The sequence below is a fragment of the Borborobacter arsenicus genome, assembly GCF_003934165.1.
Classification (GTDB): domain Bacteria; phylum Pseudomonadota; class Alphaproteobacteria; order Rhizobiales; family Rhizobiaceae; genus Pseudaminobacter; species Pseudaminobacter arsenicus.
The window spans coordinates 22,967-34,610 of sequence record NZ_ML133513.1 but is presented as its reverse complement, the minus strand read 5'-3'; the positions used below and the strand labels follow the sequence as shown (position 1 = coordinate 34,610).

Annotated in this window: 12 protein-coding genes; 7 read left to right on the top strand and 5 right to left on the bottom strand. The window is 60.4% G+C overall.

Annotated features, from left to right (window positions below; all coding sequences use genetic code 11):
• Positions 1–46 precede the first annotated feature (46 nt).
• Positions 47–1,669, bottom strand: a complete 1,623-nt coding sequence (groL, locus tag EET67_RS06515; RefSeq protein ID WP_128625413.1) for a chaperonin GroEL — start codon at positions 1,667–1,669, stop codon at positions 47–49.
• Between groL and cysQ the strand changes: the two genes are divergently transcribed.
• Positions 1,661–2,647 carry a 3'(2'),5'-bisphosphate nucleotidase CysQ gene (gene cysQ, locus EET67_RS06510; protein ID WP_210211097.1) on the top strand — a complete coding sequence of 329 codons (987 nt, stop codon included), beginning with the start codon at positions 1,661–1,663 and terminating at the stop codon, positions 2,645–2,647. The two genes, groL and cysQ, sit on opposite strands and share 9 nt — an antisense overlap.
• 44 nt (positions 2,648–2,691) lie before the next feature.
• A complete protein-coding gene (locus EET67_RS06505) occupies positions 2,692–4,188 on the top strand; it encodes a bifunctional aminoglycoside phosphotransferase/ATP-binding protein (RefSeq protein ID WP_245450757.1) in 1,497 nt (498 codons plus the stop codon).
• 498 nt (positions 4,189–4,686) lie between these two features.
• On the opposite strand, the gene EET67_RS06500 is transcribed toward EET67_RS06505, so the two are convergent.
• Positions 4,687–5,133: a host attachment protein gene (locus EET67_RS06500; protein WP_165899808.1), complete on the bottom strand. Its 447-nt coding sequence runs from the start codon at positions 5,131–5,133 to the stop codon at positions 4,687–4,689.
• Between the two features lie 61 nt (positions 5,134–5,194).
• Positions 5,195–5,911, bottom strand: coding sequence for an HPF/RaiA family ribosome-associated protein (locus EET67_RS06495; RefSeq protein WP_245450755.1), 717 nt, complete (start codon positions 5,909–5,911; stop codon positions 5,195–5,197).
• 55 nt (positions 5,912–5,966) lie between these two features.
• On the opposite strand from EET67_RS06495, the gene EET67_RS06490 reads away from it, so the two are divergent.
• The 4 genes from EET67_RS06490 to EET67_RS06475 all read left to right on the top strand — a co-directional run bounded on the left by EET67_RS06490 (position 5,967) and on the right by EET67_RS06475 (position 8,853).
• Positions 5,967–6,314 (top strand): thioredoxin family protein, encoded by a 348-nt coding sequence (locus EET67_RS06490; protein ID WP_342634652.1) that lies wholly within the window; start codon positions 5,967–5,969, stop codon positions 6,312–6,314.
• A gap of 383 nt (positions 6,315–6,697) precedes the next feature.
• Positions 6,698–7,399: a CBS domain-containing protein gene (locus EET67_RS06485; protein WP_245450753.1), complete on the top strand. Its 702-nt coding sequence runs from the start codon at positions 6,698–6,700 to the stop codon at positions 7,397–7,399.
• A gap of 406 nt (positions 7,400–7,805) precedes the next feature.
• On the top strand, positions 7,806–8,252 hold the full coding sequence (locus tag EET67_RS06480) for a universal stress protein (RefSeq protein WP_128625408.1): 447 nt from the start codon (positions 7,806–7,808) through the stop codon (positions 8,250–8,252).
• A 214-nt stretch (positions 8,253–8,466) separates the two neighbouring features.
• A complete protein-coding gene (locus EET67_RS06475; RefSeq protein WP_128625407.1) occupies positions 8,467–8,853 on the top strand; it encodes a hypothetical protein in 387 nt (128 codons plus the stop codon).
• A gap of 114 nt (positions 8,854–8,967) precedes the next feature.
• On the opposite strand, the gene EET67_RS06470 is transcribed toward EET67_RS06475, so the two are convergent.
• Together EET67_RS06470 and EET67_RS06465 are read right to left on the bottom strand one after the other, a co-directional pair.
• On the bottom strand, positions 8,968–9,804 hold the full coding sequence (locus tag EET67_RS06470) for a universal stress protein (protein WP_128625406.1): 837 nt from the start codon (positions 9,802–9,804) through the stop codon (positions 8,968–8,970).
• A 152-nt stretch (positions 9,805–9,956) separates the two neighbouring features.
• Positions 9,957–10,259, bottom strand: a complete 303-nt coding sequence (locus tag EET67_RS06465; RefSeq protein WP_245450751.1) for a c-type cytochrome — start codon at positions 10,257–10,259, stop codon at positions 9,957–9,959.
• 444 nt (positions 10,260–10,703) lie between these two features.
• Between EET67_RS06465 and EET67_RS06460 the strand changes: the two genes are divergently transcribed.
• A complete protein-coding gene (locus tag EET67_RS06460; protein ID WP_128625404.1) occupies positions 10,704–11,528 on the top strand; it encodes a universal stress protein in 825 nt (274 codons plus the stop codon).
• The last annotated feature ends 116 nt before the right edge of the window (positions 11,529–11,644 follow it).

The window sequence follows — 11,644 nt, the reverse complement described above, 5'->3', positions numbered from 1 at the left end:
ATTCCCACCGTGGACCTCGGACAAGCCTGGCGGTCCGCGCACGTCGTTACATTGCCAATTCCGACCCGATCGGTTGCGCCGGCTTTTCTTCGGGAATCTCCGTCATGGTCGCTTCAGTGAGAAGAAGCGTACTGGCGACCGACACCGCATTTTCCAGAGCCACGCGCACGACCTTGGTCGGATCGATGATCCCTGCCTCGACCAGATCGACATATTGCTTGCGCCCTGCATCGAAGCCGAAATTGCCTTTGCCTTCCAGCATTTTCGCGACCACCACCCCACCATCGACGGCGGAATTTTCCGCGATCTGACGCACCGGGGTCTCGAGGGCCCGCCTCAGGATCTGCACGCCGGTACGCTCGTCGCCTTCAACGAGCTTCTCCTCCTTCTCGACAGCCGCAATGCAGCGCAGCAGCGCCAGTCCGCCGCCTGGCACGATTCCTTCGGCGACCGCCGCCTTGGTGGCGCTGATCGCATCATCTAGCGCCTCTTTCCTCGACTTCATTTCAGATTCGGTCGGCGCGCCGACCTTGACCACCGCAACGCCTCCGGCCAGCTTCGCAAGCCGTTCCCTGAGCTTCTCGCGGTCGTAATCGCTGGTCGTATTCTCGATCTCCCGCCTGATCTGCTCGATTCTTGCCTTGATCGCCGTGCTGTCTCCAGCCCCACCCACAATCGTCGTGTTCTCCTTGTCGCACACAACACGCCTGGCGCGGCCGAGCTGTTCCATCGTCACGTTCTCCAGCTTGATGCCCAGTTCCTCGGAAATGACCTGTGCTCCGGTCAAAATAGCAATGTCCTGGAGCATGGCCTTGCGCCTGTCACCGAACCCGGGGGCCTTGACCGCGCAGCTCTTCAGCGTCCCGCGGATGTGGTTGACAATCAGGGTGGCGAGCGCTTCCCCCTCCACCTCCTCGGCCACGATGAGCAGAGGGGCGCCTGACTTGGCAACCGCTTCGAGCAGCTTGACCAAATCGTTCAGCGAACTGATCTTGCGATCGACGACCAACACAAGCGCGTCCTCCAGCACGGCTTCCATCTTGTCCATGTCGCTCACGAAATAGGGCGACAGGAAGCCCCGGTCGAACTGCATGCCCTCGACCACGTCAAGAACCGTCTCGGTGGTCTTGGCTTCCTCCACCATGATGACGCCCTCGTCACCGACTTTCTCCATCGCTGCCCCGATCAGGTCACCGATGCCAGCATCGTTATGCGCCGAGATTGTCGCGACCTGCTCTTTCTCCCGCCGCGTCTGAACGGGCTTGGAGATCGCTTTCAGCGCCTCGACCGCGCGTTTCGCAGCCCGGTCGAGCCCGCGCTTGATGTCGATCGCGCTGGCACCCGCCACGACATTGCGCACTCCGTCGGCGAACATCGCGTGGGCGAGGATTGTCGATGTGCTGGTGCCGTCCCCGACCATATCCCCCGTTTTCTCCGCCGCTTGCCTCAGCATCCGCGCGCCGAGATTTTCCTCCGGATCCTTGAGATCGAACTCCTTTGCAATGGTGACGCCATCGTTGCAGACGATGGGCGTGCCCCATTTCCTCTCGATCAGCACCGATTTCGAGCGTGGCCCGAGCGTGACCCGCACGGCATCGGCAAGCTGCGCACAGCCCCGCAAAATCTTCTCACGGGCTTCGGAACGGAACAGCACCTGTTTGTGAGCCATTTCATCGACCTCTTGAACGTCCGGAAGCTGCCCGGTCGCCAGACCGTTCCAACTGCGAATGTCATTCTGCCATCACGTTGGGTCGTTGGGATTGATGCGGATCAACTGCGCCGTGCCCCGGATTTGATGTCCATCAATGCCGTTAAGAATTGGCTGCCCCATTGTTTTCAAATGGATGATCTTGATCTCGTTACCCTTGCCGCGCGACTGGCTGACCAAGCCGGGGCCGAGATTCTTGCGATCCGCGCACGCGGCTACACGGTTTCTGAAAAGCTAGACCGATCTCCTGTGACGGACGCCGATCTCATCTCACAGCGAACCATTCTCAACGGATTAAGAACCCGGACACCTGACATCCCGGCCATCGCCGAGGAATCCGCCACGAACCGAGCCGAACCGATTCCGAGCGTCTTCTGGTTGGTCGATCCATTAGACGGCACTCGGGAATTCGCAGCCAACCTCGATGAGTTCGTCGTCAATATCGGCCTCATTCGAGACCATGAGGTGGTATTGGGAGCTGTTGCTGCACCTGCTCGACATGAAGTGTACACCGGCGTCGTCGGACGAGGTGCATGGAAACGTACAGGCGGGACAGACATGCCCATTCAAGTCCGAGACGTCCCTCGAGACGGGCCTGTCGCCTTGGTCAGCCGGCATGATGCGGATGATCAGCGCCTCCCGTCGATGCTCGCCAGATACGAGGTCGCTGAAACGGTCAGGATGGGTTCCGGACTGAAATTCTGCCGGATAGCAGAGGGGAAGGCCGATCTGTATGTACGGCCGGGCCGTACCATGGAGTGGGATACCGCTGCGCCTCACGCCATCCTTCAAGCAGCTGGCGGCACCGTGCTCACAACCGAGGGCAAGCCGCTCCTCTACGGCAAACCCAACTGGGAAAATCCTTCCTTTGTCTGCGCGGGCGCACAGTCTGCCCGGAGCAGGGACCAGGATGGTGGCCCGGCCCCTGCTGGTGATTGAAAATGAAGGAGCGTTCCTTGATTCCTAGCGACCAAGCTGAAGCAATGGCTTTCCTGGCAGATCCACTCACATTCGGCATCGCCGCCCCGGCCGAAATCATTGAGACACATATTTCGGTGATATTCCTTGCTGGTGACCGTGCCTTCAAGCTGAAACGGGCGGTGCATCTCCCTTACGTCGATTTCTCGGCCCCCGAACTGCGCCTTGCCGCCTGCCTGAGGGAGGTGGAACTCAATGCACTCACCGCGCCGGATCTCTATCTCGGCATCCGGCGGATCACGCGCGAGCCGGGCGGTGGACTTGCGTTCGATGGGAGTGGAGAATTGGTCGATGCGGTCGTTGAAATGAACCGCTTCGACCAAGCGCAGCTGCTGGATCGCATGGCGGAAGCTGGCCGGCTCACGCCCGATCTGATGACAAAAACCGCCCGCATGGTCGCGCGTTTCCACAGTCAGGCTTCAGTCGTGCATGCAGGCAGCGGGGCGGCGAACCTCGCTGGCGTGCTCGACATCAACAGGGCCGGCTTTGCCACCAGCCGCGTTTTCGACGAGAACAAAATCGACGTTCTGGACGCTGCATTCCGGGCGACGTTGTCGCGTCTTGCCGATGTATTGGATCAGCGCGAGGCGGTCGGTAAGGTGCGCCGCTGCCATGGCGATCTGCACCTGCGCAACATCTGCCTGCTGGATAACCAGCCCTGCCTGTTTGATTGCATCGAGTTCAATGAGCGGATTGCGACGACGGATGTGCTCTATGATGTATCCTTTCTACTCATGGACCTGTGGCACCGCGGGTTCCCGGAACTCGCCAATCTTGTGACGAACCGGTATCTCGATGAGACCGACAATGAAGACGGGTTTGTTCTTCTGCCTTTTCTGATGGCAATCAGGGCGGCCATTCGTGCTCATGTCCTTGCCACGCAGATAGAAGAAAACGGCGACCCGTCTGGGAAGCTGACCCGCGAGGCCCATGCCTATTTCGACCTCGCATCGGAACTGCTGCAAGCGCGTTCTACGCGTCTCCTCGCCATTGGCGGGCTGAGCGGTTCAGGCAAAACGACTGTAACCGAAGCGCTTGCTGCGTATATCGGCGCGCCTCCCGGCGCGCGAATGCTGGAAAGCGACCGGATCCGCAAGACGATGCATGGCGTGTCGCCCGAGACCCGCCTCCCCGAGAAAGCTTATCGGCCGGAAATCTCTGAGCGGGTCTATCGGGAGATGGCCTGGCGGGCAGGCCTCGTCCTGGCCGAGAGCGGTTCAGTGATTGTCGACGCAGTCTTCGATCGGCCGCGCGACCGCGTGCGCATCGAGCAGGTCGCCATGGATCGCCATGTACCGTTTCTGGGCGTTTGGCTGGAAGTCTCTCCCGATGTGCTGTGGCGTCGTGTCGACCAGCGGCTCGGCGGCCCCTCCGATGCAACTGTCGACGTGTTGTCTCGCCAATTGCAGAGGGATGTCGGACAGGTCACCTGGCATCGCATCGAAGCTGACAGATCTCCGGCCGCGATAGTTTCCGATATCCTCGCCTTGGCTGCCGCGTGAAGCCAAGGCGCACGACAACGAGACCCGGACTTACTAGTCCTACCGCTTATCATTCGGTCAGGTGGCAACCACCTGGTGCTCCTGCATGACAGTCAGGCAGCTTGCGTTTAAGCGGGGTAGGCATTGGCAGGGCGCTATTTCTGATCCGGCAGAACAAGACAAGCCAGTGCCCATCGAGATGTTCGCTGAGAGCTTGATGTGACGGCCGATATGATCGCGACCTGCCCAAAACCTGTCGCCAGAAATCAGTACCTCTTGAACCATCGTCTCGCCCCTGTGCTATGGGCGAAGCTCCGACACGATTCGCATCGAATTCGGCAGGGATTCCTTCAGATCGTGCTGTTCGGGGTTGTACCCCCTGAGTGGAACGGGATAAGCGGTCCAGATATTGCAAACTCGGAAGGAATGCCTGATCGGCCCAGGGCCACGACAGCGCCGATCTTGCCGGACCGACGTGCAAATCGACCGCCCATTACGACTTATCTTGCCCGTGACGCCTTATTTTATGCCGAGCTGGCCGATCGCTGCAGCAAGTTCCTGCCGCGGCACTTTCGTCAGATCCTTCGCCACTTGAGCCACGACGGTTTGTTGAAGCGTGGGCGACAGCTTCCGGCGCAAAACGCCGAGCATCCGTGGCTCGGCGACGATCGCGAGACGCTGGAACTCATGGGCAAGGAAGCGCTGTTCCAGTTCCGCAATCAGAGTTTCTGCGAACCGGGCCTCCTGCTCCTTTTCGGGTTCCGAATGGTACTCAAGCGCAGATCGCCTTGTGCCTTCCGAGGCGAAACTGCGTCCTGGCCTGTCGGACATGATCTCGCCCAACTGCTTGTGGTCGATCTCAAACACCAGATCCTCAACCTGCTCTTCGTCTTTGAGATCAATCTGGCGAACGATACGCGCGCGCGCTCCGTCCGCCAGCAGCACCCAGGTCGTTTTCTCTTTCATCACCTGCAAATCTCTCTGTTTGCGTTGGCTTCTCGACCTCAACGACACCCAAGCGGCTTCATCATGCAACCGTAACGGCCGAAGCATAGGGACCCCGCGCACCGTCGTGTTCGGAAAAGCGGACCTCCTTGCCCTCGGACAGCGCTGACCACTCCTTCTGGGACGTCATGTTCTCCCGACGGAAGAAGAACTCGCGGCCGTCTTGCGCGAGGATGAAGCCGTAGCCTTCCCCGGGCATGAGCCTTGCGATCTTTCCGTGAAGTACCTCCGGGTGCGCCTTGACCCGATAGCCGCTATTTTTTCGAACGAAATCCTCAAGCTTTCGTTGTGCCGCATCGAAGCTATCCCGGATGGCGACATAAATGTCCTCGTGGGCATGGTTCTCCTGCCGAGACATGCCTGTGACGATTGCCGCACTAGGTACGGCGATGTCGACCAGGACGCGATAGAGCTTGCCTTGACGGCCGTGCCGATGAGGGGCTTCAATCACGACCGCACAAGAGGTGATCCGGTCATGGAAACGGCCCAGGCGGGCGATCCTTTCGCGCACCACTTCCTCCACCGATGGGGAAGGTTCCATTCCGCGGAAGCTGATCTGTGGCTCGCTCTGCATCATGGGTCGTTCCTGCAAAATATGAATGCGATCATTGACCAGCGTTTCGCCCGGCGCATTGATCCGCATCAATGCGTCCGCGGAGGCGCAGGTCATCTTTGTAGGTACAAGGAGACGCAAAGTGAGCGAGAGGATGATTGTCTGCAGCCAGTGCGGCAGCGTCAACCGCCTGCCTGCGGAGCGGTCCGCATCTTCGGCAAAATGCGGAAAGTGCGGAGGCATGCTTTTCAAGGCACGTCCGCAGGACGTGGACGGCGCAATTCTCAGGCGTCATATGGAGCGGACGACCTTTCCCGTGCTGGTGGATGTGTGGACACCGTGGTGCGGCCCCTGTCAAATAATGACCCCCGCCTACGAGGCGGCAGCACGGGAACTGGAGCCGGACGTCGTTCTGCTGAAGCTCAACTCCGACGTCGAGCAGTCTGCCTCGACAGAACTCGGCATCCGCAGCATACCGACGATGGTTTTGTTTTGCGGCGGTAGGGAACTCGGGCGCGTGTCCGGAGCCATGTCGGCCGGGCGGATCATCCGCTGGGTGCGCGAGCGGCTGCCAACCGCGGCAGCCTGACTGCTGCACACGCCCTTGCCCGAGATTCACTTGGCTCGGGCAATTGACGGTGTTCAGAGGACTAAGTCGACTTCGATAGCAAGGCATGCCGGTGCGGCCGCCGAAGCGTCGGCGAGAGGCCTCGCCCGGGCCGCCCGAAAAGTTTGATCTGACGCAAGGCGGGCTCGTTTCCGACGGTCAATATTCTCTGGACAGCTCGGTGCCGACATTTCCGCCGGGTTCAATCTTATGAGGCACGATTCGTTGCGGGCACACCGTGCTTGTAGGACTGGCGCGAAGGTCCACACGTTTCTTGGCGTAGACGCGCCGTCCTTTGACGGCCCATCGCGTCGAACGACCGGTTGCCGATGAGAAAGGACGCTGCAATGCAAGCCCGAGACATCATGACCACGGCAACCTTGACGGTCACCCCACAGACCCTGGTTGCCGATGCCGCCCGCTTGATGCTTGAACATCGCGTCAGCGGATTGCCTGTCATTGACAAGGACGGTGCTCTTGTCGGCATTGTTACGGAGCGGGATCTTCTTTGTCGACCGGAGATCGGCACGGCGCCAAGGCACGCAAACTGGATCAACCTGTGGCTTACGGCGGACGAATCGGCAGAGGAATATGCGCAAAGCCGCGGGCGTAAGGTCGGAGACGTAATGACCCGGCAGGTCTTCAGCGTTGCACCGGATACTTCGCTACATGACATCACCGCACTGATGGTCCGCGAAGGTGTAAAGCGGCTGCCCGTCACCCAAGACGGAAAAGTGATGGGGATGGTTAGCCGAGCTGACTTCCTGCGCCCCCTCCTCGGCCGCCTCGACAATGTGCAGGGTCCGAGGGCCGAAGACATCACCATCCGCCGAGAGATCCTGCGGGAAATCAGTGGCAAGAGGTGGTCGCCTCGGCCGGTGGTTGACGTCTCAGTATGTGATGGCATCGTAGAATTGACCGGAAGCGTGGCGAGCGAACGTGTGCGGGCGGCTATCCGAGTGGCCGCGGAGAACACGTCGGGCGTCAAGCAGGTGATCACTCATCTCCGGCTGGCCTCCGGCACCTCCGGTGCGGGGGACCGAGATGTGCCATCACATTCTCGATGACGCGAATGCTCGTTTCCGGTTCTTTTTACACCCGTGCTCCACCGGTGATGGTTCTGGGACACGCAGAGCGTTCTGTCATGATGTGTTGATTGCAACTTGCGCATAACGCTACCTCCAAGAACCGAGCATAACGTCGGCCATTGGAGTTGCCACTGCAGCAATCGAGCCGTCGCCTCCGCCCTGTGCCTTTGGGGCTGCCCCAAGGGTCACCGCGCCCGGAGGACGGCCCCTGCTGTTTCACCATTGATGCGAATCAAAGCGGGACCGATAGGTTTCGCTCAAACCGGATCGATGATCTCGCAGGCAAAAGGCAACTGGTATCCGTTCCTCCGGCTGCATGTCCCGCGCTTCCGTTATGGTGCAAAGCAGATAGTATCAGACACAATCCCGTCAGCAGGAGAAACCGATGTACAAGCATGTATTGATTGCGACCGATGGCTCGGAGTTGGCTCAAAAGGGAGTCGAACAGGGCCTGGCGCTCGCCGCCAAGCTTGGCTCCAAAGCGACCGTTCTCAGCGTCACCGAACCCTTGCAGCCGGCGGCAGCGCAGGCGGCGGTGGAAGGAGGCATCCACGATCCCGTTGCCCGCTACGATCAGCAGATCGACGATGCCATGAAGGAGCGCTATCAGAGCATTGAGCAAATTGCCTCGCGTCACGGAGCGACCGTCGAACTGATGCATGAGGTGGACGAATTTCCTGCAGAAGCCATCGTCCGGGTGGCAAGGCTGAAGGGCTGCGACCTCATCGTGATGTCTTCGCATGGTCGGCGCGGCATACAGAGGATGCTGCTCGGCAGCCAGACAGCGGAAGTGCTTGCGAGCACGACGCTTCCGGTGCTGGTGATCAGATAGGCTCGCCTCGGAGCGGGCTCGGCGGGACCATGTCAGCGACACGGTCAGCTGCCGGGCTCTTGCCTTGCAGCCCAGTTCTTCATGTCCGGATGCCCGCTTGTTGATGCCGATCAAATCATTGCCGAACGGCCTGGGGTAGCCTCGAACCAGAATAGGAGTCGCCGGCACGACCCGCTCGGTTTCGAGCCGATCGCCGATCAGGAGAGAGGTCAACATGGCATCTGCAAGTGAACTCAGCCCCGGTTTCCGGCATGTCAGGCTCTTGCTGGCACGTGAGCGGGACAATCCGGCCGGCAACAGGGATGAAGGCTACGACCTGCTCGTGCCCCTGGCTGCCGATGGCCGCATAGACGCCGCCGAGTGGAAGACTCAGCAGGCCCGCTGCCGCGTCCGTCGCTTCGGTGCTGGCGAGAACGACCGCATCGGACGGCTGCGGCGCAAGCCCGGCGGCCAATGGTATTTCGACTACGAGGATGGCGAGCGCGACGACGAGATCGGCTTCCGCCTCGGCGAGGAGCGCTTCGTCACCGGGGAATATGTCTCGCTAGGCCGCCAGGGCAGGATGCATACCTATCAGGTCGCGCGCGTCGAGAAACCCTGAAAACACAACGAAGAATATCCATTGCGATTGGGCCGCCCTGTGTAGTCCTGCTTCGGCAGGGCAAGCTCGACCTCGACACCACAGCGACGTGTATTTTTTGCCCTCTCGCTCGTGTCAGTGCGACAGGAGGACCGGCATCAACAGGTCGGAGAGCACGCCTTGTGTCGCGCCGCCAAGGACAAAATCGCGCAGGCGCGAATGCCCGTAGCCGCCCATGACGAGCAGCTGGCCGCCCTTTTCGATGGTCGTCTGCTGCAGCGTCTCGGCAATGGGGCAATCCTGCGCCATGATCTCGAAGGCTTCGGCGTTCAGCCCCCGCTCGCGCAAGGCGGTGGCAAGCCGCTCGCCGGCCGCCTTCTCCTTCAGCGGCTTCTCATCTAAGACCGTGAGGACCAATATGCGCGTCGCGCGCTCCAGGAACAGCCGGGCGTCGGCGACCGCACGCGCGGCGACACGGCTGCCGTCCCAGGCGATAGCGACATGATCGAAAGGCGAAGGCTCCCATAGCTCCGGCAACAGGATTGCCGGCCTTCCCGAACCGAAGATGACGGCTTCGGCGATTGCGCGCGAGGTTGTGTTGCCGGCCTCCCAGCCGACCAGGCTGAGGTCGCTATAGCGGGCGTCCAGCGCCGCGGCCTCTCCCAGCGCCGCAATCGGGGCATTGACCACAGCGGTCGTGAGGTCGACGCCGGCCAAGTCCGACTTCTCCTTGACGAGTGCAAGCAGATGCCGGCCCTGTTGGCGGCTCGCCGCTTCGGCTTGCCGGATCAGTTTGGGCGTGTCGAGCAACAGTTTGGAAAGCGCATTGGACACATCGGGGATGTCGGCATTGATAGCCACAGCCCGGATCGTCACGCCGATCCCGGCCGCGACCGCGGCCGCATGGGCGGCGAGCGCGTCAGCGTTTGCTTCCGGATAGGTGGCGAAGGGAACGAAGGCCTGGAATTTCAAAGCTGTCTCTCCTCTGAGGAGCACGAGAGTCCGGCTGCGGGGGAGCCATCATCTTATTTTATATCATGATCGGCTGGGTGGCCGCCTTGATCTCCCTCAAACCGTTTGGCCAAAGGATTGAACGATCGCGGGCTACGCTGCGCCGTCCTCCGTCATCTCTGAAGGCTCTCGATGTAGGCAATAATCGCACCGATTTCTTCCGGTTCGGCCCTGAATTCGGGCATGTCCGGATGGCCTACTGAGATGCCTTCGGCCAATGCTTCTGCGAGCGCCTCGATCGGGTAACGTTGCGAGAGGTTGCGGAAGGCCGGCGCCTCCGGATGGGCGCTCTCGTCGGTCAATGCCACGGCGTGGCACCGAGAGCAGTTCTGCTTGATCGACATCTCGCCATAGGCGCGCTGACGGTCGTCGTCAGCGCTCGCAGAACCGACGAAAAGAACGGCGAAGGCGGCCACGAGGAATTTGCACATGCATCATGTCCCACGGTAGATGGATCCCTTTTCCAATGAATGGCATCTCTGCGCCTTGATCTATCGCAAGGCCGCCTGACGGATGACATCGAACGAAAAGCGTGAGCGATTGCGGGATTTGCATTGAGACGATCACTTTAGCGACAGCAACTTCCGGTTCCCGAGGCACAATGGCAAGGAAGGCCCGAGGCAATGCCAAGACGCGGCTCCTATTCTGGATGCCATATTAGGACCGAGGTGCAGCTGATCCGGATAGCACCACAGGTACACCCTGTGTGCGAGGGCGGACGACCTGAGCGCTCTGTTGTCACATGACGATCATAGAGAGATAACATCCCTCACCCCGTCAGTTGGGTATCATTTGACCGGCATCAAGGCCGCCGCCGTCATTTGGTGATGAACATTATAAACCGAACAGAGGCCAAGACGATGATCTACAACACAATCATGGTTCAACTCGATATCGATGCACCGGCAACGCCACGGTTAACTTTTGCCTGGGAGCTTGCCCAGAACCTAGAAGCTGATCTGATCGCATTTGCTGCGGCCGAACCATTCCTGGTGAGACCGGCGGACGGTGATGGAAGCATTTCAGCAGAGGCAACGCGCAGCCAAGTCGAACAAATCGAAGAGCGACTGAAAGCGCTGAAATCCGAGTTCCATGATCTCACGCAAGACAGCAACCGTGCATCATGGCGGGGCACGGTTGGCGAGCCGACACGGTTTCTTGCCCTCAATGCCCGCGCTGCTGACTTGCTGGTCGTCGGTCCCGTCGGCCATTCACCGAAAGATCGCCTACGCACGATAGATCCGGGTGAGCTTATTCTTTCGGCCGGCCGGCCGGTCCTCTTCGCCTCAGATGGCTATCGGCCGCTGACCGCGGAAAACGTCCTTGTCGCGTGGAAGGATTCGCGCGAGGCGCGGCGCGCGGTCATCGATGCGATGCCGTTTCTGGCCAACGCGCGCCAGGTCCTGGTCGCGTCGATTGAGGAAAGTGATCGAGCGCAAACGAGGGAAAGCGCCGCTGACGTTGTGCGTTTCCTGATGAAGCACGGGGTCAAGGCACGTTCGCAGATGCTGGAGGCCGGAGGGGCCGATTTTGCCGAAGCGCTTTTGCAGGCAACCGTGGAAACCGGTGCAGACCTGATCGTCTCAGGCGGCTATGGCCACAGCCGGTTGCGCGAATGGGCGTTTGGTGGGGTAACACGCTCACTGCTACAGGACAGTTCCATCAACCGCTTGATCGCCAACTGAAGTCTAAGGATTGATGCGATTGCACACGGGGCCGGAGTAAGACTTCGCGCAGAGTCCCATTCTTGACCGGGGGTCAAAGTGTCCAACCTCGGCGCTGCCCGGGCAAGATCAGATGA